Source organism: Pseudomonas sp. SWRI111, assembly GCF_014268555.1.
Lineage (GTDB): Bacteria > Pseudomonadota > Gammaproteobacteria > Pseudomonadales > Pseudomonadaceae > Aquipseudomonas > Aquipseudomonas hamedanensis.
Map to the genome: position 1 here is coordinate 17449 of NZ_JABWQQ010000034.1, position 25436 is coordinate 42884.

The 25436-nt window shown below is 61.4% G+C and carries 21 protein-coding genes; 11 read left to right on the top strand and 10 right to left on the bottom strand.

The features are described 5' to 3' along the window. Positions 1 to 35: 35 nt before the first annotated feature. Positions 36 to 2564 carry a TonB-dependent receptor gene (locus HU755_RS25435; RefSeq protein WP_186637800.1) on the bottom strand — a complete coding sequence of 843 codons (2529 nt, stop codon included), beginning with the start codon at positions 2562 to 2564 and terminating at the stop codon, positions 36 to 38. Between the two features lie 403 nt (positions 2565 to 2967). Here HU755_RS25435 and HU755_RS25440 point away from each other — a divergent pair, with 403 nt between their 5' ends. Continuing rightward, positions 2968 to 3882 (top strand): GGDEF domain-containing protein, encoded by a 915-nt coding sequence (locus HU755_RS25440; RefSeq protein WP_186637803.1) that lies wholly within the window; start codon positions 2968 to 2970, stop codon positions 3880 to 3882. Positions 3883 to 3890: 8 nt separating this feature from the next. After that, entirely contained in the window at positions 3891 to 4928 is a 1038-nt protein-coding gene (locus HU755_RS25445; protein WP_186637816.1) for an AraC family transcriptional regulator, read from the top strand. 17 nt (positions 4929 to 4945) lie between these two features. On the opposite strand, the gene HU755_RS25450 is transcribed toward HU755_RS25445, so the two are convergent. Together HU755_RS25450 and HU755_RS25455 are read right to left on the bottom strand one after the other, a co-directional pair. Continuing rightward, positions 4946 to 5503, bottom strand: a complete 558-nt coding sequence (locus tag HU755_RS25450) for a YceI family protein (protein ID WP_186637820.1) — start codon at positions 5501 to 5503, stop codon at positions 4946 to 4948. A gap of 68 nt (positions 5504 to 5571) precedes the next feature. Further along, positions 5572 to 6930, bottom strand: coding sequence for an MATE family efflux transporter (locus HU755_RS25455; protein ID WP_186637823.1), 1359 nt, complete (start codon positions 6928 to 6930; stop codon positions 5572 to 5574). A gap of 198 nt (positions 6931 to 7128) precedes the next feature. Here HU755_RS25455 and HU755_RS25460 point away from each other — a divergent pair, with 198 nt between their 5' ends. The 3 genes from HU755_RS25460 to HU755_RS25470 all read left to right on the top strand — a co-directional run bounded on the left by HU755_RS25460 (position 7129) and on the right by HU755_RS25470 (position 10064). Next, positions 7129 to 7698: a chorismate mutase gene (locus HU755_RS25460; protein WP_186637826.1), complete on the top strand. Its 570-nt coding sequence runs from the start codon at positions 7129 to 7131 to the stop codon at positions 7696 to 7698. 126 nt (positions 7699 to 7824) lie between these two features. After that, positions 7825 to 8265 carry a phage infection protein gene (locus tag HU755_RS25465; RefSeq protein ID WP_186637829.1) on the top strand — a complete coding sequence of 147 codons (441 nt, stop codon included), beginning with the start codon at positions 7825 to 7827 and terminating at the stop codon, positions 8263 to 8265. A gap of 155 nt (positions 8266 to 8420) precedes the next feature. Then, a complete protein-coding gene (locus HU755_RS25470) occupies positions 8421 to 10064 on the top strand; it encodes a diguanylate cyclase (protein WP_186637838.1) in 1644 nt (547 codons plus the stop codon). Between the two features lie 46 nt (positions 10065 to 10110). Here the strand turns inward: HU755_RS25470 and HU755_RS25475 are convergent, their stop codons facing one another. Both HU755_RS25475 and HU755_RS25480 read right to left on the bottom strand, forming a co-directional pair. Continuing rightward, positions 10111 to 10491 (bottom strand): cytochrome c family protein, encoded by a 381-nt coding sequence (locus tag HU755_RS25475; protein ID WP_186552569.1) that lies wholly within the window; start codon positions 10489 to 10491, stop codon positions 10111 to 10113. Between the two features lie 35 nt (positions 10492 to 10526). Then, complete coding sequence (locus HU755_RS25480) at positions 10527 to 11858, bottom strand: PLP-dependent aminotransferase family protein (RefSeq protein ID WP_186637840.1); 1332 nt, start codon at positions 11856 to 11858, stop codon at positions 10527 to 10529. A gap of 89 nt (positions 11859 to 11947) precedes the next feature. Here HU755_RS25480 and HU755_RS25485 point away from each other — a divergent pair, with 89 nt between their 5' ends. Beyond that, entirely contained in the window at positions 11948 to 12841 is an 894-nt protein-coding gene (locus HU755_RS25485; protein WP_186637843.1) for a DMT family transporter, read from the top strand. On the opposite strand, the gene HU755_RS25490 is transcribed toward HU755_RS25485, so the two are convergent. Then, positions 12838 to 13659 (bottom strand): AraC family transcriptional regulator, encoded by an 822-nt coding sequence (locus tag HU755_RS25490; RefSeq protein WP_186637846.1) that lies wholly within the window; start codon positions 13657 to 13659, stop codon positions 12838 to 12840. The genes HU755_RS25485 and HU755_RS25490 overlap by 4 nt on opposite strands. A gap of 132 nt (positions 13660 to 13791) precedes the next feature. Between HU755_RS25490 and HU755_RS25495 the strand changes: the two genes are divergently transcribed. Both HU755_RS25495 and HU755_RS25500 read left to right on the top strand, forming a co-directional pair. Next, positions 13792 to 14310, top strand: coding sequence for a carboxymuconolactone decarboxylase family protein (locus HU755_RS25495; protein WP_186637850.1), 519 nt, complete (start codon positions 13792 to 13794; stop codon positions 14308 to 14310). A gap of 192 nt (positions 14311 to 14502) precedes the next feature. Then, complete coding sequence (locus HU755_RS25500; RefSeq protein WP_186637864.1) at positions 14503 to 16734, top strand: response regulator; 2232 nt, start codon at positions 14503 to 14505, stop codon at positions 16732 to 16734. Here the strand turns inward: HU755_RS25500 and HU755_RS25505 are convergent. Then, positions 16702 to 18147, bottom strand: a complete 1446-nt coding sequence (locus tag HU755_RS25505; RefSeq protein WP_186637856.1) for a SulP family inorganic anion transporter — start codon at positions 18145 to 18147, stop codon at positions 16702 to 16704. The genes HU755_RS25500 and HU755_RS25505 overlap by 33 nt on opposite strands. A gap of 160 nt (positions 18148 to 18307) precedes the next feature. Between HU755_RS25505 and HU755_RS25510 the strand changes: the two genes are divergently transcribed. Continuing rightward, the gene (locus tag HU755_RS25510; protein ID WP_186637857.1) at positions 18308 to 18610 is read left to right on the top strand and encodes a hypothetical protein; all 303 of its coding nucleotides are present in this window, start codon (positions 18308 to 18310) and stop codon (positions 18608 to 18610) included. 184 nt (positions 18611 to 18794) lie between these two features. Here HU755_RS25510 and HU755_RS25515 read toward each other — a convergent pair whose 3' ends face one another. Both HU755_RS25515 and ggt read right to left on the bottom strand, forming a co-directional pair. Continuing rightward, on the bottom strand, positions 18795 to 19328 hold the full coding sequence (locus HU755_RS25515) for a cysteine hydrolase family protein (protein WP_186637858.1): 534 nt from the start codon (positions 19326 to 19328) through the stop codon (positions 18795 to 18797). Positions 19329 to 19393: 65 nt separating this feature from the next. Further along, positions 19394 to 21121, bottom strand: coding sequence for a gamma-glutamyltransferase (ggt, locus tag HU755_RS25520; protein ID WP_186637859.1), 1728 nt, complete (start codon positions 21119 to 21121; stop codon positions 19394 to 19396). 150 nt (positions 21122 to 21271) lie between these two features. Here ggt and HU755_RS25525 point away from each other — a divergent pair, with 150 nt between their 5' ends. Beyond that, positions 21272 to 21787, top strand: a complete 516-nt coding sequence (locus HU755_RS25525) for a methylated-DNA--[protein]-cysteine S-methyltransferase (protein WP_186623857.1) — start codon at positions 21272 to 21274, stop codon at positions 21785 to 21787. An 87-nt stretch (positions 21788 to 21874) separates the two neighbouring features. Here HU755_RS25525 and HU755_RS25530 read toward each other — a convergent pair whose 3' ends face one another. After that, positions 21875 to 22465, bottom strand: a complete 591-nt coding sequence (locus HU755_RS25530) for an NUDIX domain-containing protein (RefSeq protein ID WP_186637860.1) — start codon at positions 22463 to 22465, stop codon at positions 21875 to 21877. Positions 22466 to 22662: 197 nt separating this feature from the next. Here HU755_RS25530 and HU755_RS25535 point away from each other — a divergent pair. Beyond that, a partial coding sequence (locus HU755_RS25535) for a DUF6531 domain-containing protein (protein ID WP_186637862.1) occupies positions 22663 to 25436 on the top strand: 2774 nt, incomplete at its 3' end.

The following is a 25436-nucleotide window of genomic DNA, read 5'->3' on the forward strand; positions in this document are numbered from 1 at the left end:
TGGATCGACGGCGGCACCCGGCCGCCAGCCGAGGCTTAAAAATGAGTGAAGGTCAGGCCGAGCTTGTAGGTCGGGCCGTATTCTTCGTACTGACCGTTGTAGGCGCGGTGGCCGGTGTAGACGAAATACGACTCGTCGGTGAGGTTCTGCGCCTCGAAGCTCAACTGCAGATTTTTTGTCAGCGAATAACGCGCGCTGAAATCGACGAAGGTCTGCGCATCAACATGCAGGTCATGGTCCTTGTCATCGATCGAGGCCAGCTCATAGAGGTAAGCGGATTTGTAATTGGCCGACAGGCGCAGGCTGACCTTGTCCTTTTCCCAACCGAGCATCAGGTTGCCGACGGTGTCGGACTGGCTCGGCAGATCGATGCTGCGTTTGCGCTGAGTGCCACTGGCACTATCGAAGCCTTCGATGTCGGCACTGGAGCGGCTGAACGTGGTGTTGGCGCCGAGCAACAGGCCGTCCCACGGCGCCGGCAACCAGTCGAACTTCTGCGAATAGGCCAGCTCCAGGCCGTAGAGTTTGGCGCTGTCGCCGTTGGCGAAGGTGTGCGCTTCGGAGAAATTGGTCCAGGCACCGGTGCCGGCAAGGTCGGTGTTGTAGACGAAGTTTTCGATGTCCTTGTAGAACACGAACGCCGAGACCGTACCGGCGCGGCCCATGAAATGTTCGATGCCCAGATCGAGGTTGCTCGACTCCAGCGGTTTCAGATCGGGGTTGCCGAACGTCGCTTCATCGTCGTCAATGACAAACCCTGGCGCCAGTTGGCCGAAGGTCGGGCGCACCACGGTCTTGGTCCAGGCCGCGCGCACCTGGGTGTTTTTGTCCAGTTGATAACGCGCATGCAAGCCCGGCAGCCAGTGGTGATAACGACGCTGAGTCTTGGTGGCCTCGAAGTCGCCATCGGTAGCGCCAGTGCCTTTGGCTTCGAATTCGGTGCCCTCGTAACGCAGGCCGGCGATGAAGCGCCAGTCATCGATGTCGATCGTGTTCATCAGGTAACCGGCGTTGATGTCCTCGCTCATCTTGAAATCGTTGACCGTCGATTCGGTCTGGTCGTAGAAATCCGCACGGTTCAGCCCGCCGATGAGGTTCTTGATCGCGCTGCCACTGATCCCCGGTCCGAACTGACCCAGGCGATAATCCACCGAACCTTTGGCGAAACGATCGAGGTTGAGCTGCGCGTCATTGAAGCCGAGGTCGTCAAAGTCCTCATAGACCCAGGCGTCGAGGTCGTTGTCCTTGTTGCGCCGGCTGACCTTGCCACCGAATTTGACCTGCGAGGCATAGCCGCTCAGGTCGTAGTCGCGGGCCAGGTCCAGGCGCAGGTTTTTCTCGGTATCGGTGGTGTTCTGCTTTTCCCAGTCGACCTTGTCGAGGCTGAACTGACTGGCGTTGTAGAAGTTCTGGCCAATGATCGGGCGCGGTTTGTCGTTGCTGTAGAAGCCGCTGTCGGAAAAGTCATCATTGCCTTTGAACGCGGCATTGGCGATGTGCCCTGGGCTGTCTTCGCTGGAGCGGCTGTAGCCGGCCTGACCGCTGAGGGTCCAGAGGCCAAGCAGGCGTTCGCCGCCGAGCACGTAGGACTGGATTTGCTGGGTTTCCTCGCGCTGCTTGAGCTTGCGACTGCCTTCGGCATCGCCGAGCACACCGGCCACCTGAGGCTCGGCGAACTCAATAGCGGTCGAGTTACGGGTTTCGCTGTCCTTGTAGCGGCTGTACAGCGTGCGCAGGTAATAGCTGCTGAGGTCGTCAGGTTTGTAATCGAAATTGACACCTGCGCCGGTGCGTTCGCGGCTGATGTCGTAGTCGCGCTGTTCAAACTCTTCAAGTTGCGCACCGCGCTGAAAATCCCAGGCGCCGCCGGTTTCGACGTTGTCCGAACCGAAGTCGCGCTTCTGCCAGCTCAATGCAGCCGCGACACCAAAGTTGTCGATGCCATCGCCAAGGCTGAACCGGTTACTGACCGCACCGGAAAATTTCGGGCTGGTCTGGTGCGTGTTCTTGTCGTAGCTGGCTTCGGTGCCGCCGGTGTAGAACAAGCCTTTGTGATCGAACGCCGAAAGGCTTTTGACATCCAACGTGCCGCCCAGGGAGTTGGCATCCATGTCCGGGGTGAGCGTCTTGATCACCGACAGCGACTGCACCAGCTCCGACGGCAACACGTCCAATGCCACGGCACGGCGTTCGCTTTCCGGTGACGGCACCAGCGTGCCGTTGATGGTCACGCTGTTCAGATCCGGCCCCAGGCCACGCACGCTGACGAAACGCCCTTCGCCCTGATCGCGCTCGACGCTGATGCCGGGCAAGCGTTGCGCCGCTTCGGCAACGTTTTCATCCGGCAGCTGCGCCACGCCATCAGCGTGCACCACGCTTTCGATGCTGTCGGAACGCCGCTGTTGCTTGAGCGCCGAGTCGATACTGGCAGCCTGACCCACCACTTCAACATGCTCGACATTGGCGCTGGCATCGGCGGCGTAAAGCCGCTCGCTGGTCATCGCCATGGCCAAGGCGGTCAGGGTGAAACTGAAGAGCCCGACGGTGCCGCTGCGCTGGTACATGTGTGTCCCCCCAAAGAGTCCGGTCCGGCCAGGCAAGTGGCCCGGCAACTGGAGGGGCACGCTAGGGGCGACGCGTGACGCTTCTGTGACAGGATTGACGGGCGAGCCGTTCAAGTCGGGGTTTTGCAGGATCTGGCCGGCAGAATGAGCTGAAATGACCTCCCCCACCCGGCACTTGAACCTGTGGTACCGAGCTTGCTGGTGAAGGCCGCGGCACCTGCAGCCTGATCGGCCGCAGACACCGTGCCTTCGCGAGCAAGCTCGCTCCCACAAGGTCGGCGGTGTTTTTTCAGAAATCCCTTGCACGACGATGAGCTGATCCGACCCGCAGCCACTGTCACCCTACTGTCACAAGCATCTGCTGTGCTGGCGCGCATTGCTTCTTCGCCACAGGATCGCGGCCATGTTCTCAGTGCTCAAACCCCACCGTTGGAAACTTGCGGCACTGCTGGTGGCGGCCAATCTCGGTCTGCTCCTGCATCTGGCCTGCGGAGAACTCAAGCCGATCAGCGAATGGGTCTGGCTCGATATCGTCGGCGAAGGCGGCTCGGCGCTGCTCGCCCTGATCTGGCTGGCGCTGGTGCTTAAAAGCCGACCGGCCGGGCGCGTAACCAATTATCTGGTGCTGGGCCTGAGCGGCATTTTCTTTTCCTGGTGGATCGACAGCCTCGACGAATTCATCCGCTTGCCCGACAGCATCACCTGGGACCACTGGCTGGAATCCGGACCGATGCCCGTGGGGATGGTGTTGCTGACCCTGGGCATTTATCACTGGCATCGCGAGCAACTGGCGATCAGCGCGCAGATGGAAAAACGCGAACGGTTGTTCCGCGAACACCGGCTGTTCGACAAACTCACCCCTTTGGGCAGCGCCGACTACCTCAAGCGCCAACTGACCGACAGCCTCGTGGAGAGCGTCGCGCAGCAGCAGCCGCTGTCGTTGCTGGTGCTGGATCTGGACAACTTCGCTGCCATCAACCAGGCCTACGGGCACGCCGAGGGCGATGCGGTGCTGCAAGCGTTGAGTCATTTGTTACTGCTCAACCTGCGCCATCAGGATTTGCTCTGTCGGCTGGCCGGCGACCGCTTTGTGGTGTTGCTGCCCAACACGGGCGAACGCCAGGCGCAGGCGATGGCGCAAGAACTGCAACAGGCCGTGCAAGCGTTGGCACACAAGACGCGCCAGCATGGCGAGCGGCTGCAACTGTCGGCCTGCACCGCCGCGGTCATGGCACTCGAGGAGACGCCCGAGGCGCTGCTCAAGCGTCTGAACCTGGCGCTGGCCCGAGCCAAATCGCCCCTGGCGAAAAGCGCTTGAGGCCGACCATGACCGTCAAGACCACGTGGTACGAAGCCGACAGCCGTTTCATTCCCGGGCATTACCAACCCGCCACCCTGATCGACCTGGCCCTGTCCCGGGATATCGACAGCCACCGTCTGTTGCGCGGCACCGGGCTGTTCCACGAGGACATTCTGGCCGGCCAGACCCGTTTGAGTCCGCAGCAGTTTCTCGGGTTGATCGGCAACAGCCGGCGCTTGCTCAATGCCGACGACAGTAGTTTTCTGTTCGGCCAGCGCTTGCTGCCCGGACACTACGGCGCAGCCAGTCACGCCTTGCGCCACGCGCAAAATTTGCATCAGGCCCTCGACACGCTGATCCAGCAACAGGCGTTGCTGAGCCCGTTGATGACCCCGCGACTGTTACTCGATGAACGCTTCGCCTACGTCTACTGGCTGGACAGCTGCGGTGCCGGCGAGCAATGGCGCTTCCTGCTCGAAGCGGGCATGGCCTCGCTGGTGGCCATGAGTCAGTGGCTCAGCGGGCAGCGTCTGCCGTGGGAATGCAGCTTCAGCCACGCAGAACCGCGTTACGTTGAACAGTACTGGGTGCATCTGGGCGAACAGACCCGGTTCGAACGGCCGCTGGACCTGATGCGCATCCCCCGGGAATACCTCGCTCGCCCCTGGCCGGGTGCCTCGGCGACGGCGGGCCAGGTCGCACGCCAGGACGCGCTGCGCGAGATCGAACATCTGGGGTTCGCCGCCAGTTTCACCGATTGTCTCTACGCCCACCTGCAAGACCATGTGCGCCAACCGCCGAGCCTGGAACAAGCCGCTCAGCATTTTTCCATGAGCGCTGCGACTCTCAAGCGCAAACTGCATAAACACGACACCGGGTTCCAGCAACAGGTGGACCGGGTGCGCAAACATGTGGCGCTGTACCTGTATCAGGTAAAAGGCATGAGCAACGAAGAGGTCGCCGACTACCTGCGTTTTACCGATGCCGCGAACTTCCGGCGTTCGTTCAAGCGCTGGACAGGCAGCACGCCCAATCTGATTCGCCAATTACTCGGCGGGCACTGAAGACGCCAATCACGTCTTCACTGTTGTGGCGCCACCACCCTGAACTTGATCGCGATATCCTTGGACACCACGCTGTCCGCCCACTCCCCGGCACCGAGGCCGAACTCGTCGCGTTTGAGGATCAGTTCACCGTCGAAAATGCCGACGGCGTTGTCCGGCTTCAGCTCCACCGGCACATCAACCTCGCGCGTGATGCCCTTGAGGGTGAGCTGGCCAGCGATCCGGTAACGGTTCTCGCCCACCGGTGTAAATCGGCTGGATTCAAACACGGCCACCGGGAATTTACCTGTGTCGAACCAGGCCGGTTTCACCAGCTCGGTATTGGCGTCCTCGCTGCCGGCATCGATGCTGCCCAGATCGATGTGCAAGGTGGTGCGGGCGTTGGCGGGGTTGTCGGTGTTGAAGTCCAGCGTCGCCTCGAACTTGCTGAAGGTGCCGTACATCCGCGAGCCCATCTGGTTGTAGGTGAAACTGATCTGACTGGCGCTAGTGTTGACCCGGGTGTATTCGGCGGCCTGCCCGGCGGCCATGGCAAAGAAGGAAATCACGGCAACCAGCAGCAATCGCAGCGACATGGAATTCTCCGGACGCCCGTCGCGGGCCTTGGATGACTTAAGCAAACAACCCGCCGTTACGCCAGCGCCTACACTAACCGCTCGATTTTCTGGTGTTGCCACACCCTTTTGTAGTACAGGGTCTGCAACGCCAGCATGCCGAGATACGCCACCGGGAACGCCATCCACACCCCCTGCAAACCAAACTGCCCGTCGAGCCAGTACGCCGCCGGCAACTGCACGCCGACTACACAGAAGATCGCGATAGCCACTGGCACCAGTACCGTGCCGCTGGCGCGCATGATCCCGCCGACGATTGCCTGGAACCCGAACACCAACAGGCTCCACAGCATGATGTGCAGCAGATGCTCGGCCATCGCCCGGGTCGAGTCCTCCGTCAGGAACAAGCCCAGCAACCAGTGCGACAGCAGATACCCGAGCACGATGAGGCCGCCGGTCAGGCACACGTTGATCCAGAGCCCGGTGCGCAGAATCGGCCCCATGCGCTCCAACCGCCCGGCGCCGATGGCTTGGGCGCCGAGGATCGACGCGGTGATCGCAATCGACAACGCCGGAAACTGCACATAGTTGACGATCTGGGTCACCGCGCCATAAGCCGCCGTCGCCTGTGAGCCGTGCTGGTTGACCAGTGCCAGAATCACCAGCTCCGACAACGACAGCACAATCATCTGCACCCCGGTCGGCAAGCCGATACGCAGGACCTTGCCGAGAATCACCCGGTCCAGTCGCAAGGCAGCAAAGAACTCACGATCCGGCGCCAGCGGATGGCCCTTGCGGAGCAGGCGCCACGCAAGCCACGCCATGGCCGCGAGATTCCCGGCCAGCCCTGCGTACGCCGCACTTTGTATGCCCAGTTGCGGCAAGCCGAACCAGCCGCGAATCAGTGCCGGCGTGAGCGCCAGCCCCACGGCGGTCGATACGATAAGCGCCAGCAACGGCGACAGCGTGTCGCTGACACCGCGCAGCAATTGCGTGAACAGCACGAACACCAGCAGCGACGGCAGGATCCACAACATCACGCGGGCATAGCTCACCGCATCGTCGAGTACATCCGCCGGAGTCCCCAACCCCGTGAGCGCCTGCCGCGCAAACAGGGTTCCCAGCACGGCGGCAACCAGGCCGATCAACACACCCAACAGCAGTGTCGCGCCGGCGATCGCCTTGACCCTATGCGTTTCCCGCGCGCCCCACGCCTGACCGATCAACACACCCGCGCCAGCGCCGAGGCCGATGACCAGCGCAATGAAGAAAAACACGATGGGGAACATGCCGGACACTGCCGCCAGCGCCTGGGTACCGAGCATCTGGCCGATATAAATGCTGTTGACCGTGCCGGACATCGATTGCAGAAAATTCGACAGCACCATCGGCGCCAGAAAAAGCAGATAGGTTTGCCAGAGGGGCTTTGGGAAGGTGGCACTTTGCATTGGCTGGAGGTCCATCTCGACGGCGGAAGGCCTGATTGACGATAGCTTCGGTGAGTTGCGTGCCGGGTGCAATCAACATTTCCGATCCCTGTTGATTGTCTGTTTTGGCATTTGTGTAAATACCGGGCATTGCTTTGTGTCAGTGTGCAGCTGTGGTAAAGCACGGCTTTTCAACAGTTATTTATTGAGGCTCGAATCATGCGCAACGCTGTCAATGTTTTGCTAGGCACCCTCCTCGCTCTATGCGCCGCCTGCACCCAGGCAGCCGCACCTTCAGCGGCGCCTGATTCATTGAAGCCATTACTGTCCACCCTGAATGAACGCCTGAACATCGGCGACCTCGTTGCCCTGACCAAATGGGACAGCGGCAAGCCGATCCAGGACAGCCCACGTGAGGCACAGGTGATTACCAATGCCAGAACGCTGGCTACCGAACACAGCCTTGACCCGGACGACATCGCGCAGTTGATTGCCGCGCAAATGGAAGCGAACAAACTGGTGCAGTACGGTTTACTCGCACGCTGGCAAACGGCAGGCGCTGCACCGGACACGCCGCGCCCGGATCTCGCCACGCAGATTCGCCCGCGTCTGGATGAATTGCAAAAGCGTCTGTTAGCGCAATACGCCGGGTTCGCGCCCTATCGGCAGGATCCCGATTGCCCGGCCTGGCTGACCAGTGTTCGCAGCGGTATGACCACGGATGCGCTGCATGAACTGGCGCTCATTCGTGCCAGCGGAGAGCTGTGCATCCGGCCGAAACCCCTCTGACTCGCGGGTTTGGGTAAACATCATCGGCGTCGATGTTCATCATCACGTCAATGAAGTTCTCATAAAAACTGCGCGGCGTAACATCGGCTCCAGACAAACCAACAACACCCCCTGGAGCACACGATCATGAAACGCCAAACCCTTCTCAGCATCGCTTTTTCGGTTTTCGCAGTTAACGCTTTTGCCGCCACCCCGGCACAGACCCTGGTCGCAGAAGGCGGCTCGGACAAGTTGATTGAAAGCCGTTTGGCCGAAGGTGGCTCTGATCGACTGATCGAACGCCGCGTTGCCGAAGGTGGCTCTGATCGTCTGATCGAGCGCCGCGTTGCCGAAGGTGGCTCTGATCGTCTGATCGAACGCCGCGTTGCCGAAGGTGGCTCTGATCGTCTGATCGAACGCCGCGTTGCCGAAGGTGGCTCCGATCGTCTGATCGAACGCCGCGTTGCCGAAGGTGGCTCTGATCGCCTGATCGAACGCCGCGTTGCCGAAGGTGGCTCCGATCGTCTGATCGAACGCCGCGTTGCCGAAGGTGGCTCCGATCGTCTGATCGAACGCCGCGTTGCCTGAAGCAAACGCTCGACCGCAGCACCCATGAAAAAGCCCGGCCTGATCAGCCGGGCTTTTTTTATTCCAGTGTCGTTTCTATGAACCCGTTCGCTGGTGGCCTGTCGTCGATGTCGCATACCATGGCGCCACTTTTATAAAAACAGACCCCGCCCGCCATGTTCAAAGCCAGTCTGCGCAGCCATCTCACCCTATGGTTCGCCGGTTTATCCCTGCTGACGCTGTTGAGCGTGGGCTTTTATGTCGGTCATATCGCCACCGAACAAATGAAACAGGCCAGCGGCAATGCGCTGCTGAACACCGCGCGGGCGGCGGCGACGTTATTGGGCGAACAACTGCGCGAACGCCAGTTGGAGGTTTACCTGCTCAGCCGCGCACCGCATCTGGAACGTGGCGACCTGGACAACCCGGAAATTCTCGAGTCGATGCAACTGCGCTCGCAGGCGCGCACCGAATATGCCTGGATGGGTGTGGCTGATGCCGACGGCAAGGTGCATCAAGCGGTCAACGATTTGCTGGTCGGACAGTCGGTCCAGCAACGTCCATGGTTCCAGGTCGGGTTGCGCCGGCAATACACCGGCGATCCCCACGAAGCCGTGCTGCTGGCCAAATTGCTGCCGGGTCTGCCCAATGGCGAACCGCTGCGCTTCATCGATTTCGCCGCGCCGATCCATAACGGCGCAGGGCAGATCATCGGTGTGCTGGGCGCACACGCGCACTGGAGCTGGGTAACCCGAATTGTCGAATCGGCGGCGTTCTCTCATAAAAACTCGGCGCCGGATATCCAGGCACTGATCATCGACCACGACGGCAAGGTGCTGTACCCCGAAGCGCTGATGGGCCAGCAACTGGCGGTCAACGAGGCGGCGGCGCCGGGCTGGTCGGCGGGGCATGGCTACCTGACCAGTATGGTCACGGTGCCGACGCCATCGGGTACCGCGTTGTCGTGGTCGATCGCCATCCGCCAGCCATTGGAGACGGCCCTGCAACCGGCGCGGCTGCTGCTGTATGAGTTGTTGCTGCTGGGCGTGTCCGCCGCGGTGGTTTTTGCTCTGGTGGCTTATTACCTGGCGTTGCACCTGAGCCGACCGATCGAGCAACTCGCACGCGCGGCCAAACAAGTGCAGAACAACCAGACCGGTGCACGTTTCCAGCTCCAGCATCCGGTGCGGGAAATCGCCCAGTTGGGCCAGTCCATCGATGCCATGACCCAATCGCTGCTTGGCAAGGAACGCGAATTACAAGAGGCCAATGCCTCACTGGAAGCCACCGTGGCGCAACGCACCGCGGCGCTGACCCAGGCCAACGCCGAACTGCTGAGCCTGGCGACCCACGACGGTTTGACCGGCGTATACAACCGCCGCCGCTTCGACGAAAAAATCAGCGAGTACGTGCTGCTCTCGCGGCGAACGGGGCGCCCCTTCGCCCTGTTGCTGATCGACGCCGACCACTTCAAACGCGTCAATGACACTTACGGCCATGCCATCGGTGACGAGGTGCTGCAACAGTTGGCGCAATTGATTCAGAGCAGCGTGCGCACGACCGATTTCGTTGCGCGATACGGTGGCGAAGAGTTTGCCGTGCTGTTGCCGGAAATCGCTCAGCCCGACACCCCAGAGGTGGTCGCCGAGAAAATTCGTGCGGCAGTTGCCCAAGCGCAGTTTCCCGGCGTCGGGCAGGTCACGGTAAGCATCGGTCTGGGCCTGGCGGACCCGGCGGATAACACCCACACGGCATTGATCAAACGGGTCGATCAGCAGTTGTATCAGGCCAAGGCTGCAGGGCGTAATCAGGTGGCGTGATCAACATTACGCCACACCGCCGGACGGTTCAGTACTTGAGCCGGGTTCATGGAGCGGTTGTTTGGAACGTCTGAAGATACGCCAACAGGTTGTTGAGCTTCTCTTTATCGCTAAGCCCCCAGAATATCATCCGCGTGCCCGGAACCACGCCTTTCGGGTCTTTGAGATACGCCGTCAGCGTCTCGTGGTTCCAAGTGATGCCCGAGTTTTTCATCGCATCGGAGTAGACGTAGTTCGCCGACGTCCCGGCAACGCGGCCGAAGATGCCATTGAGCTGCGGACCGAATCCCGAGCGCGCGGATTCGCCGACCTGATGGCAGCCGCCGCACAGGCGCGGAAAGATTTTCGCGCCGGCCTCGGGATCGCCTGCGGCATGAGCGCTGGCGCTGAAGATCAGGGCCAGCGCCAGTAATGCAGTGTTTTTCATCGAACGTTCCAGGCTGTTTGTGACGTCGGCGCAGTTTACAGGTAAGCGCCGATAATCCGTCTGACAGTGGTCAACGCCTCGCGCAAAACCACCATGTCCACCGAACCCAGCGCCAGACGAATCGCATGCGGGACGTGGGACGAGACTGAAAACGGTTCGGCGCTGGTTACCGAAATCTGTTGCTGCATCAACTCGACAACGATGTGATCGGCGCGCACGTCTTCCGGCAGTGGCAGCCATAAGAAGTACGACGCCGGGTGGGCAATGTATGGCAACCCTTTGAGCACCTCGGCGGCCAGCGCCTGGCGAGCCTTGGCATCGTTGCGTTTCTGCTCTTCGAGTGCCGTGACGGTGCCGTCGTCGAGCCAGCCGCAGGCCAGCGCAGTCATTACTCCAGGCGTGTTCCAGGTCGTGGCGCGAATGATACGTTCCAGCGCCGGCACTTTGTCCAAAGGCGCTGCAATGAAGCCGACCCGCAGGCCGGTGGCAATGCTTTTCGACAGGCCGCTGACGTAGACGGTGCGCTCCGCCGCCAGATCGATCAACGCGCGCGGCGGGTCTTGCACCAGGAACGCGTAGGCCGCGTCTTCGATGATCGTCAGATCATGCTGGCGGGCGATCGCCACCAATTGCTCGCGCTGTGCCAAAGGCATCACCCAGCCCAACGGATTGTGCAGCGTCGGCATGCTATATACCGCGCGCACCGCACGGCTGCGACACAGTTCGTCCAGCGCTTGCAGGTCCGGGCCGTGCGCAGCCGCCGGAATCGCAACCACTTCCAGGTGCAACGCTTCGGCGAGGACCTTGAACCCGGAATAGGTCAGCGCATCCGCAGCAATCACATCGCCGGGTTTGAGCAGGGCCATCAACGCCACGGCCAGCCCCTGTTGGGCGCCATTGACGATCAATATTTGCCCGGCCTCCACCGTTACGCCGCCGGCCAACAAATGACGCGCCACCGAGGCGCGCTCGTGCGTGCGTCCGGCATGGGGCTGATAGCGCAACAGCGCTTCGAGATCCCCGGACAAGGCCAATTGGCGCAACGCGCTGCGTAACAGCTCGGCCTGCCCGGGTAACGATGGGTAGTTGAAATTCAGATCGATCATGCCGACCGCCACGTCTTTCTGATCAATACCCTGCCCCGGCGCCAGCGAGGTTTCGCGGACAAACGTGCCGCGCCCGGTCTCACCGCTGACCAGCCCCATGGCCTCAAGCTCGGCGTACACGCGCGAAGCCGTAACCAAGGCCAGACCCTCTTCAGAGGCCAGTTGCCGATGGGTCGGCAGCCGCGTGCCGGGCGCCAGGCGACCGCCACGAATGTCGGCGGCAAAGCGGTCAACCAGAGCCTTGTAGCGAGAACGGCGCATAGCGAGGCGTATCCATGACAATTTTTTGATTGTGCTGATTCTCAGGCCCAGGATAGCGGCAATGCAACCCACCTTAGAGTGCGAACCGAATGGAACGATTGTCGAACCCGAGCCACCCGGCGCTGGAAAAAAGCCGTGGCTGGATCAACGGCTTTATCGGCGTGCTGATTTTCAGCGGCTCACTGCCGGCCACACGGCTGGCGGTGCTGGAGTTCGATCCGGTGTTTCTCACCGTCCTGCGCGCCGCCATTGCTGGCGCAGTGGCCGTGGCGCTGTTGTGGCTGTTGCGCGAGCGGCGACCGGCGCCTGATCAGTGGCTGTCGTTGTTCATTGTGGCGATGGGCGTCGTACTCGGCTTTCCGTTGCTGACGGCGCTGGCGCTGCAACACGTCACGTCGGCGCATTCGATCGTGTTTGTCGGATTACTGCCGCTGGCCACGGCAATTTTCGCCGTGTTACGGGGCGGCGAACGTCCGCGCCCAGTGTTCTGGATATTCTCTCTTTTGGGCAGCGCACTGGTGGTCGGCTTTGCGCTGGCGCAAGGCGTGAGCGCGCAGCCGACCGGCGACTTGCTGATGCTCGCCGCGATTCTGGCCTGTGGGCTGGGGTATGCCGAGGGCGCGAAACTGTCGCGAACCCTCGGCGGCTGGCAGGTGATCTGCTGGGCCTTGGTGCTGGCGCTGCCGCTCATGGCACTGTCGAGTCTGTGGCTGGCACCCGCCTCGTTCGGCCAGATCAGCATCTCGGCGTGGGTATGCCTGGCCTACGTGTCGCTGTTCAGCATGCTGATCGGTTTTGTGTTCTGGTATCGCGGCCTGGCCCAGGGCGGGATCGCTGCGGTCGGACAGTTGCAACTGCTGCAACCGTTTTTTGGTCTGGCGCTGGCGGCGACGCTGCTGCATGAGTCAGTCAGCCCGGGCATGCTTGCCGTGACGCTGGGAGTAATTCTGTGCGTGGCCGGGGCGAAAAAGTTTGCCCGCTAGCGTTCAGCTTCGGCCTTCCACTGCCGGGGACTGACCCCGGTCTTGCGGCGAAACGCCCGGGCCAGCGCTGACGGACTTTCATAGCCGACTTCAGCGGCAATCAGCGCAATCGGTGTGCCTTCGCGCAGACGTTTCTGCGCGAGGCTGACCCGCCAGCTCAGCAGATAGTCCGCCGGGGTCTGCCCGACGATCCGGCGAAAGTGTTCGGCAAACCCGGCCCGGGACAAATTCGCAGCGCTCGCCAGGTCGGCCACGCTCCACGGTTTTGCCGGTTCGTCGTGGATCAGGTTCAAGGCGCGCGACACGCGTGGATCGGCCAGACCCGCCATCATTCCCGGTGGCTGGTCACGGCTGCCGATGAGATGGCGCAACAGCAGAATCACCAACAGTTCGAACAATCGATCCATCACCGCCACCCGCCCGCAATGGCCTTCGAACGCTTCGTTGAACAGCCATTGGAGGGTGCTGCCCAGTTCGGGAATCTGCGTGAGTTTCAACACCAGGTAATCCGGCAGCGCCGCCGCCAGCGCATTGCCCGAACCGCCATCAAACGTCAGCGTCGCGCAGACCACCTGAGTGGCCATGGCTTCGTCGGCGAACATGCGATGGGTAAAGGGCCGGGGAAAGAAAATCAGCGAAGGCTCGTCCAGGCGGATTTCGCGCTCGCTGCCCGGCTTGAGCAGCAACGCCCCGGCTTGCAGCACGTGCACATGCCCGACCGATTCGCCTTCATGCACACTGATGCCGCAAAACGCGCCGCTGTGAAAGGTGCCGGCATGCACGCCGAAATGGCGGAGCAAGGTCGAAAGGCGATCCATAGGCAACTCCACTGTGCATATCTGGACGATCTGCCGCATATCCTCGACGATTTGCCGCCAAAGCGCTACCGGCATTCCCTAACATCCTCTCCATGCCCGGCGCACTTCGCCCCGGAGTTTCGGAGAATCACCATGAGCCGTATCACCGCTATCAACCTCGAAACCGCCACCGACGCCACCCGCCCTGTGCTCGAAGGCGTGAAGAGAAAAATCGGCTTTCTGCCGAATCTGTTCGCCACCCTCGCCAACGCGCCGGTCGCCCTCGACACTTATGTGCAAGCCTCGGCGTTGCTGGGCAAGTCCTCGCTCAGCGCCCAGGAAAAAGAAGCGGTGTATCTGGCCACTTCGCAAGTCAACGGTTGCTATTACTGCCTGGCCGCGCACACCCTGTTTGCCGGCAAGGCCGGGCTGTCGGCGCAAGACATCGCCGCGGCGCGTCAGGGAGAACTGAATGCCTACGCCGCGCTCGCGCAACAGCTGACGCACAGCCGCGGCCACTTGAGCGATGGGCAGATCGCTGCCGCCCGTGCCGCCGGTATTGATGACCGCAAGATCATCGAAGTGATTGCTTTGGTGGCGGTGCAGACGCTGACCAACTACCTGAACAACACTGCGCTGACCGACATTGATTTTCCGCCCATCGACGCCTGATCAACACTGAAAAAAACCAGGGGTGAAGGAATTTCCCCTTCACCCTTGGCTTTTTCTCCCGCCAGCACCCATGCCATGATGCGCATGAACCCGAACAAGGCGTGCTGCAAGGAAGTGTCCGTGGTGCTGAAACCAAACAGCACCGGCCACGGTCTTTGTTCACATGCAGACGTTACGAAAGACACCGATCCCATGACCGACTGGTTGCAAGACAACGGCAAGATGGCCGAGCAGATTCGGCGACACGACTGGGCGAATACGCCCCTCGGCCCGTTGGAACACTGGCCCGATGTCCTCAAGACCACTGTCTCGCTCAGCCTTGCCTCGCACTTTCCCCAGGCCATCGTCTGGGGCCCGGAACTGATCACCCTGTTCAACGACGCCTTCGTGCCGATTCTCGGCAACAAGCCTCACGCGCTTGGCCGCCCGTTCAGCGATATCTGGAAAGAAGCCTGGAGCGAAATCAGTCCGATTGCCGACGCGGCGTTCGCCGGCCAGGCCACCTACATTGAAAACTTCGCCCTGATGATCGAACGCGGCAGCGGCCCGGAGCAGGCGTATTTCACCTTTTGCTACAGCCCGGTTCGTGACCCCTTCGGCAAGGTGGTCGGGATGATCGACACCGTCACCGAAACCACCCAGACGGTGTTTCTCAATCAACGTCTGGCCGTGCTCGATGCGATCGGCAACGCCGTGACCAACGCCACTGACGCGCAAGCCATTCTTGCCGCCAGCACGCGGCTGATGGTCGAGCACCTCCGTCTATCCAACTGCGCCTACGCCGATATGGACGCCGATGAAGATGGCTTCACCATTCGCGGCGATTGCCCGGCGCCGGGCTCGCCGAGCATCGTCGGCCACTATCGATTGCGAGATTTTGGCGAGAAAGCCGTCAGCCTGTTGCGCGCCGGTGAACCGCTGGTCATTCATGACAACCGCAGCGAATTGCCCCCTGAAGAAGCGGCGGCGTTCCAGACTATCGGCATCGCCGCGACCATTTGTGTGCCGTTGCTTAAACAGGGTCGCCTGACCGCGTTGATGGCGATCCACGACAAAGTACCGCGGGTCTGGTCAGACTTCGAGCAGGCGCTGTTGAGCGAAGTGACCGAGCGTTGCTGGGCGCACATCGAACGTGTGCGCGCTGATGCCAACGTGCGCGAAGGCCTGCTGGCGCTGGCCGAACTCAATGCCACGCTGGAGCAACGGGTCGAAGAGCGCAGCTTGCGCCTGGCCCACGCGGAATCGGCGTTGCGCCAGTCGCAAAAACTCGAAGCCATCGGCCAACTGACCGGTGGCGTGGCGCATGACTTCAACAACCTGTTGACGATCATTCGCTCCTCGGTAGATTTCCTGCGCCAGCCCAACCTGTCCGAAGAACGCCGTCAGCGTTATATGCGCGCGGTTTCCGATACGGTCGAGCGCGCGTCCAAGCTGACCAGCCAGTTACTCGCCTTCGCCCGACGCCAGCCGCTCAATCCCCAAGTCGTGGATGCCTGCGAGCGCCTGGCGAACATTGGCGAAATGCTTGAATCGGTCACCGGTGCGCAAATTCATGTCTGCGTCGAGCGGCCTGATCATCCTTGCTACATCCGCGTCGATTTGAGCCAGTTCGAAACAGCGCTGATCAATATTGCCCTCAACGCCCGCGACGCCATGCAGGGGCAAGGCCTGCTCAAACTGCGTCTTGAGTGCCACAAACCGCTGCCACCGATTCGCGGCCATGCCGGCTCCGGCAGCCCGTTCGTGTCGATTGCCTTGGCGGATACCGGTGGCGGCATCGACCCGAAAACCCTAGAACATATTTTCGAACCGTTTTTCACCACCAAGGATGTCGGCAAAGGCACGGGGCTGGGACTGTCGCAGGTCTTCGGGTTCGCCAAGCAATCGGGCGGCAACGTCGATGTGTCCAGCGTGATCGGTCAAGGCACCGAATTCACTCTGTACCTGCCGGAAGTGCTGGCGGTGGAACTGGAAGCAGACGATGCGGTGGATGACGACCTGCCCCATCCAGCGCCTGTTCAGCGGAGGGTGCTGGTGGTCGAGGACAACCTGGACGTCGGCCGTTTCGCCAACCAGATTCTCCAAGACCTGGGCTATGAAACGGCCTGGGCGACCAACGCCGAAGAGGCCTTGCGCCTGGCCGGAGCCGATGCCATGGCGTTCGACGCGGTGTTTTCCGATGTGGTCATGCCGGGCATCACCGGCGTCGCCCTGGCCCGCGAACTGCGCCAGCGCCGCCCCGATCTGCCGGTGATTCTGACGTCCGGCTATAGCGAGGAACTGGCACGCAGCGGTTACGAAGGTTTCGAGTTTCTCGCCAAGCCCTACTCCGCCGAACAGGTCTCGCGGATTCTCGGCAAGACCTGGCTCAAGGAAGCGGCCGCCGCGCCGTCAGTCGTGGTCGACGCCAGCGCGCTTGAGTAACTTCTTGCAACGCTCCGACAGATGAAACACCTGTAAGTGCTTGCCGGCCTTGGCGTAGCGCTCACGCAGGGTTTTCAACGCGGCAATCGCCGAGTAGTCGACAAAGCTCAGATGCCGGCAATCGAGGGTGACTTTGGCCGGATCGTTGGCCGGATCGAACCGGTTGAGAAACGGCGTGGTCGAGGCGAAGAACAGCGTGCCGTGCAGGCGATAGAGTTTGCTGCCATCGGCTTCCAGATGTTCATCGGCGTACAGCTCGCGCGCCTGCTGCCAAGCGAAATTGAGCGCGGCGATGATGATCCCGCACAGCACCGCCGTGGCCAGATCGGTGAACACCGTGATTGTGGTCACGGCGACAATCACCAGCACATCGTTGAGCGGCACCTTGTTGATCACCCGCAGCGAAGCCCAGGCGAAAGTCTGCTGCGAGACCACGAACATCACCCCCACCAGCGCCGCCAGCGGAATACGCTCGATCAGCGGTGACAGAAACAGGATAAACAGCAGAATCAGCACCCCCGCCACCACGCCGGACAAACGCCCGCGGCCACCGGAACTGAGGTTGATCACGGTCTGGCCGATCATCGCGCAACCGCCCATGCCGCCGAACGCACCCGAGACCATGTTCGCCGCGCCCAGCGCCACGCATTCACGATCCGGGTAGCCACGGGTTTCGGTGATTTCATCGGTGAGGTTGAGGGTCAGCAGGGTTTCCAGCAGGCCGACCAGCGCCATCAGAATCGCGTACGGCGCGATGATGCGCAGGGTTTCGAGGTTCCACGGGATGTCCGGCAAAGCGAATGTCGGCAGGCCACCGGCAATGTGCGCCATGTCGCCGAGGGTGCGGGTCGGCAGCCCGAACAGATAGACCAGCAGGCCGACGCCAAGGATCGCCACCAGGGCCGGCGGCACCGCTTTGGTCAGGCGCGGCAAGATGTAAACGATGGCCATGGTCAGCAACACCAGCCCGGTCATCAAGTACAACGGCATGCCGCTGAGCCAGTGTTCGCCGCTTTTGAAGTGTTCCAGTTGCGCCAAGGCAATAATGATCGCCAGGCCGTTGACGAAGCCGAGCATCACCGGGTGCGGCACCATGCGCACCAGTTTGCCCAAGCGCAGCAGCCCGAACGCCACCATGATCAAACCGCCCAGCAACACCGTCGCCAGCAGATATTGCACCCCGTGCTGCACCACCAGCGCAACGATCACCACCGCCATCGAACCGGCCGCACCGGAGACCATCCCCGGCCGGCCGCCAAACAGTGCGGTGAGCGTACAAATGATGAAAGCGCCATACAGGCCCATCAGCGGATTGAGGTGCGCCACCAGCGCAAATGCAATGCATTCGGGCAACAGGGCAAACGAGGTGGTGAGTCCGGCCAGGACATCGGCGCGCAGACGAATCGGTTTCATGGCTTACCTGATGTGCGCGGCCGCCGGGCGCGGCCGCGGATGTTCGCAAAAAAGAGGGAGGCGAATGTTACGGAATTGTTCGGCTTCGGGCCAGTGATACGCTGACACGGATTGGCACGGGCTTTATGCTGCCGTCCTTATTCACTCAATGGATTCGAGCATGTTTGCGTTTCTGTCGGCCCGTGAAGTCTGTCAGCGCCTGCGCGAGGCGGCGCTGGGTGTGCTTGCGTTCGAAGTCCGCGAAGTGATTTCCGAATCCGGTTTGATTGCCGTGGATATCGAGGGCTGGCACGTGCTATTGGATTTTGCCGAGGGCCGCTTGCATCACTGTGAATACGCGCGCAACTGCGCCGGGGACGAAGCGTCGCTGGACACCTGGCAGCGTTATGGCACCGACCCGGTGAGCCTGCTCAGCACATGGGAACTGGCGCAGATCGAGCGGTTGCTGCAGCCTCCGTGTTGAATGTAGCGACCGCTTCGTGAGCAAGCTCACTCCCACCTTTGATTTGCGGCAGACACAAGAGAATTGACGCCGCCGGTCCCTGTGGGAGCGAGCTTGCTCGCGAAGGCGTCAGGCCAGTCAACGAAGAGGGTGCGGCTGATGGCCTCATCGCGAGCAGGCTCACTCCTACAAGTTTCGCGTACGCTCAGAAAGTTATTTTTGCAGCCGGTTTAACATCGGTGCGTGCCACGGCGCTGGTGAGTGCCGCAAAATCCTTGTTGTGTTGCGCAATGATGTCCTCGGCAGTCATGGTGCCGTTATCGACCGTCGAGTGCGCGTCTTGCGCGACGACGACGTCGTAGCCCAGCTCATGTGCGCTGCGCACGGTGGCGTTGACGCAGTAATCGGTTTGCAGACCGCAGATCACCAGGCGCTCGAAGTCTTCGACGGGTAGCAGTTTGCCGAGGTCGGTCTGGTAGAACGAGTCGCCGGTGGTTTTGCCTACGCGCAGGTCCTTGGCGGAAGTCTGCAGATCTTTGGCGAGCTGCCAGCCATCCGTACCGCGAACGAACGGGCCGTCTTTTTCTTCATGTTGAATCAATACCACCGGAACGCCTGCCTTCCGCGCGCGTTGGCTCAAATCATTGATCGTGGCGATCATCGGATCGATTTCAAAGCACTGATACTCACCCGAGCACAGCGCCTGCTGGACGTCGATGATCAGTAATGCGGTGGTCATGTCGAGCCTTCCTTGATCAGTCCTTGAGAATGGGGCGGACTTGCGCCCGCCCCTTTTTACTCCGCTCAATAACCCAATGACAAGCCGGTATTACGCCGTGGATCGTTAGCGCCGTAGAAGCGATTCTTGCCAACCGGTTTGCCGCCCAGCGACGGCGCGCCGACCAGAATCGCAGCGATGTGGTTGGCATCCTGCGGGCCGGCAAACTTGTGGCCCCAGCTTTCGAGCAGCTTCCTGGTATCGGGACTGGCGGCAAAATCTTCGAGGTTGGTTTCTTCCGGCATCCATTGTTGATGGAAGCGCGGCGCATCAACCGCTTCCTGCAGGCCCATGCCGTAATCGATGACGTTGAGCATGGTCAGCAAGGTTGCGGTGATGATCCGGCTGCCGCCCGGGGTGCCAACCACCATCACCACTTTGCCGTCCTTGGTGACGATGGTCGGACTCATCGACGACAGCGGCGCCTTGCCCGGCGCGATGGCGTTGGCTTCGCCCTGCACCAGACCGTACATGTTCGGTACGCCGACCTTGGACGTGAAGTCGTCCATCTCGTCATTGAGAATTACCCCGGTCTTGCTCGCCATCACGCCCGCGCCGAACCAGTCGTTGAGGGTGTAGGTGACCGACACCGCATTGCCCCATTTGTCGACGATCGAATAGTGAGTGGTGTTGCTGCCTTCATGGGGCGCGACCCCGGGTTTCAGCTCAGCGGAAACACCGGCCTTCTGTGGCTGGATGGCGTTACGCAACTGGGTTGCGTACTGCTTGTCCAGCAGATGTTCGATCGGATTCTTTACGAAATCCGGGTCGCCGAGGTAGCTGTTGCGATCCACGTAAGCGTGGCGCATGGCTTCGATCTGATAGTGCATGCCCTGGGCGGAGTGAAAGCCCAGCTCTTTCATGGGATAGCCTTCAAGGATGTTCATGATCTGGCAGATCACGACCCCGCCGGAGCTGGGCGGCGGCGCCGAGACCACGTGGTAGCCGCGGTAATCGCACTCCACCGGGGCCAGCTCACGGGTCTTGTATTTATCGAGATCGGCCTGAGTGATGATGCCCTTGTTGGCCTGACTGGAAGTGACGATGGCGTCGGCGACCCAGCCTTTATAGAAACCGTCGGCGCCTTGGTCGGAAATCGTCCGCAGGGTTTTCGCCAGGTCCTTCTGCACCAGTATTTGTCCGACCTGCATCGGCTCGCCCTGGCTGAGAAAAATCGAACCGGAGTCGCGCATGTCCTTTTTGAACACGTCGGTGGCGTACTCCAACAGCTCGACGTCGCCCTGCTCCAGCACAAAGCCGTCCTCGGCCAGTTTGATCGCCGGCGCGATCATTTCCTTGCGCGGTTTGGTACCGTACTTGCTCAGCGCCAGCTCCATGCCGGAAACGGTACCCGGCACGCCAACCGCGAGGTGGCCGCGGGTACTCAGCTCCGGAATGACGTTGCCGGCCTTGTCCAGGTACATGTCGGCGGTGGCGGCCAGCGGCGCTTTTTCGCGGAAATCGAGGAATGTTTTGCGCCCGTCCGCCAGTTGCAGGGTCATGAAGCCGCCACCGCCAAGGTTGCCCGCAGCGGGATAAACCACCGCCAGCGCGTAACCCACCGCGACCGCTGCGTCCACGGCGTTACCGCCGTTTTTCAATACGTCGACGCCGACATGGGTCGCCAGATGTTGCGCGGTGACGACCATGCCGTTTTCGCCGGCAACCGGCGCCACCGAAGCGGCGTGAGTCATCAGACAGCTGAGGGCCAGTGAGGTCGCGATCAGCGTTCTGGCCAAGGGTTCGTACTTCATGAGTCGATCTCTTTTTTGTTTTTCGGGACTGGGCGAAACAACGGGCAACGCTTGAAGAGCAACAAGCAGTATGGCCGGCTTTGGGTTTTGCGCCCGCCGATCAGGCAGTATGCTGAGCGCTGTTACCGCGCCGACCCGGAGCCTGTCGCCATGCCTTACACGTTCATCACCCTTCCCTCGCCCGTCGGCGCGCTGAAGCTGGTCGCGAACGGCTCGCGACTGGCGGCCATCCTCTGGGAAAACGACAAACCGAACCGGGTGCGTCTCGGACCGATGGACGAAGCGCCGGACAATCCGATCCTGATGAAAACCGCCCGGCAGCTTGAAGAATATTTTGCCGGTACCCGCAATTGCTTCGATCTGGAGCTGGATTTCGCCGGCACGGCGTTTCAGAAAAAAGTCTGGGCGGCATTGCTGACCATCCCCTTTGGGCAAACGCGCACTTACCGCCAGATCGCGGAACAGATCGGCAATCCGACCGCAGTGCGGGCGGTCGGTGCCGCGAACGGGCGCAACCCGATTTCCATCGTGGCGCCGTGCCATCGAGTTATCGGCGCCTCCGGAAAACTCACCGGGTTTGCCGGCGGGCTTGAAGCCAAAGAGCGCTTGCTGACGCTGGAGGGTGGCCAATGGTCAGCGGTGGGCAAAACAGGCGATTTGTTTTAGCCACCACGACAGATCAATAGATCGCAGGCTTTGGCAGCTCCTAACCTGGTTTTTTGTAGGCGCTGACGAAGGCTGCGATTTTTTGATTTACAGGGCAAAGACGTCAGTCATCGCCGCGTATTGCAACAACATGATGGTCTTGGCATCGCAGATCTCGCCACGCTTAAACGCCGCCAGCGCCTCGTCAAATCCCCATTCCAGCACTTCCAGCTCTTCGGTTTCTTCTTCCAGGCCACCGCCCTCGCCGACCCTGGAAGCCGCGTCGTACTCGGCAACGAAGAAATGCAGTTTCTCGGTCACCGAACCGGGGCTCATGTACGCCTCGAAAACTTTTTTCACGTCATGCACGCGATAGCCGGTTTCCTCCTCGGCTTCATCCCGAATCCGTTGTTCCGGCGCGGCGCCCTCCAGTAAACCTGCCGCCACTTCGATCAGCAAACCATCATGGCCATTGACGAATACGGGCAAACGGAACTGCCGCGTCAGCACCACCGTGCGTTTGTGGCGGTTGAACAGCAGAATCGCCGCGCCGTTACCCCGGTCGTACACCTCACGGGTCTGGCGTTGCCACTCGCCATTGTTGCGACGGTAATCGAAGGTGATTTTTTTCAGCAGGTACCAGTCGTGGGACAGCACCTGAGTGTCGATGATGTTGACCCGCTCGGCTGTGTTGGACATCGCGTCTGATCCTTTTGTCATGAGGCCTTTCACTGGGATAAACGCCCTGTTTCTGGGGCGCCAAGGCCAAACCATATATCGCCTCACAAGGCGTGTCGAACCGTCCTACAGACATCGCCTACTTACCCGACTTCTTTCCTCTTTGTTCCCCCGCAAAGTCTGCGCTCCTGTTTTTTCACGTGCGCGAGCGACTGCAAATGTTTCAACCCGATCGACTACTGGCCCTGAACAACAGCATCGGCCTGCTGGTGGTGGCCGCGCTGAATCCCGAACAGCCGGATTTCGAAACCCTCATCAGCGAGTTCCGCCTGTGCCTGAACAACTACGAGGCCTGGGCCGAGCAGTTCTGGACCGGGACGGCGCTCGATATCGAGCAGGTATTCAAGGTCGGTAACGATGTGCGGTTGAGCGCGCCGACCACCTCGCGTCAGCCGATCAGTTCATCGGTGGTCATGTGCCCGTCCAGCGGCCCGCTGACCCTGGTGCATTTGTTCGAAGCGGCGCGCTTTGTGCCGATCGGCGACACCCCGGTGACCCTCGAACCGGTGCTGAGCGACATCGACGGCGTGCTGACCTTCGGTGAGCCATTGCGCCACACCATCGGCCCGAGCGGGATTCTGGAGGTCACCGATTGCCAGCGGGGCCAGCGTTATCGCATCACCTTCTTTCCCGATGTGTCCACCGCCCATGTGCGCGCCCTGTATGCCTCTTATGCAGGGATCATTGGCAGTCTGGAAGGCTGGCTGCGCAGCGAATGGATAGGCTTTCAGCCGCAATGGACAGAGTTTTCCAGCGCCGGTTTTCTCGACCGTTACGGGCAGTTGCAACAGGCGGACTGGCGCGGGCTCGAAAACGCCCTGAATGGCGTTTGGGATGACATCCAGCAGCTATTCGCCTTGCTCGCGGACTTGCAGGCGAACAGCGAAAAGCTCCTGGAATACCTGAGCGAAGTTGAGCTTGCGGCGCTGCTTGCGGCGTCCAGCGAGGCCATCGCCAACGTCTTGCTGATGCTCAGCGACGAGCCGCTGCTGTTCATTCATCTGGCCGCGTTCAGCAGTTGGCTGAAAATGCTGCCGCCGCAATACCTGGCCGAAGTGGTGGCTGAGGTGCGGGTCGAATTGCTGATCAGTTTTGTGCTGATGCGCGTGTCCGCTGGCGTTGGCGTGCCGATGCGCTTGAGCAGCAAGGTGCTGGCGAAAATCAAGTCGCCACGGGCGCGGGAATGGCTGGCGGCTTCGGCGTTGCGCTTGGCTGAACTGACTTCGACACCCGATTTCAACCAGCATGCGGTGGCGTTGAAGCCGTTGATGCTTCATGCGCGTGACGTTGAGCTGAAGCCGACGCCGTCGATTCCGTTGAACATTCGGCAGGCGGATTCGGTGAGGTTGAGCGTGCCGAATCCGGCGCCACTTGCGCGGGAAAAATCGCAAGGCATGACGCGGCTTGAGCGTCATGAATCCCACGACGACGTTCCCGACCAAGCGAAAAACCCCAACGGCGACAGCGCCGATTGCTCCTCGCTGACCTGTACCAACGGCTGCCCGGTGTCGATGGTCACCGGCGAAGAGCTGCTGACCCTCACCGACGCGGTACTGGATGGCGTGCTGCCGTTCGAGTTCACCCGTTTGTACCGCTCCAGCGCGGTGGAGATCGATATCGGCCTCGGGTTTGGCTGGAGCCATTCGCTGGCCCATCGCCTGGCTTTCGATGGCGACGGCGTGGTCTGGATCGACCACGAGAACCGCCGCACGCGGTTTCCGCTACCCAACGCTGCGCGCCCGGCGATTCATAACAGCCTGTCGCGGGCGGCGATCTTTCTGGGCGATGAGCCCGAAGAGCTGATCCTCGCCCCGGCCGGCGACAGTCCGCGGTTTTACCACTTTCGCGCCGGACGGCTGACAGCGATCAGCGATGTGTTCGGCAATCGTCTGACCGTGCAGCGCGATCGCGCCGACCGGATTCAGCGCCTGGACAACGGCGCCGGGCGTGCGCTGTTGTTGCGTTATGACCGGGCGCAATTGCTCGGTGTCGATTACCAGATTTTTCAGAACGGCGAATGGACGACCGAGCAGACGCTGGTCAGCTACCGCTTTGATCCCCGCCAACGCCTGCTGGCCGCAACCAACGCGGTCGGCGACAGCGAGCGGTACGACTACGACGACCACCACGTCATCCTGCAGCGGCAACTGACCGGCGGCGCGAGTTTTTTCTGGGAGTGGGAACGAACAGGCAAAGCGGCGCGTTGCGTGCGGCACTGGGCCTCGTTCTCGCAGATGAACACCCGTTACGTCTGGAACGATGACGACGCCAGCGTGACGGTGCATTACGTCGACGGCACCGAAGAGGTCTACGTCCACGACGAGCGCGCGCGGCTGGTGCGGCAGGTCGCGGCCGATGGTGGCGAGCGGCTCAAGGCTTATGACTTGGCAGGTCGCCTGATCGCCGAGCAGGATCCGCTCGGTGCCGTCACCGAATACCGCTACGACGAGGTCGGGCGGCTGATCGCGCTGATTCCGCCGGACGATACGCCAACGTCCTACGAGTACCGCAACGGTTTTCTCTACAAGCGTTGCCGTGGCGAGGCGGTGTGGATCTATCGGCGCAATGCCGAGGGCGCGGTCACCGAAGCGGTCGACCCCGACGGTCAGGTCACCCATTACTACTACAACCTGCGTGGCCAGTTGTTGTCGCTGCGCTATCCCGACAGCAGCCGGCATCGCTGGGTGTGGAATGAACTCGGCCAGCTCATCGAAGAAACCCTGCCAAACGGTGGCGTGCGGCGCTTTTCCTACGACGCGCTGGGGCGAAGGACCACCACGCAGGACGAGTTTGGCGTCATCAGCCGTCAGCAGTGGGACGCCGCCGGCCGGCTGATCCTGACGACTTCTCCTACGGGCGCCAGTCGCGCCTACAGCTACGGTGCCTACGGTCAGGTCACCGCCGAACGCGACGAACTCGGACGCATCACCCG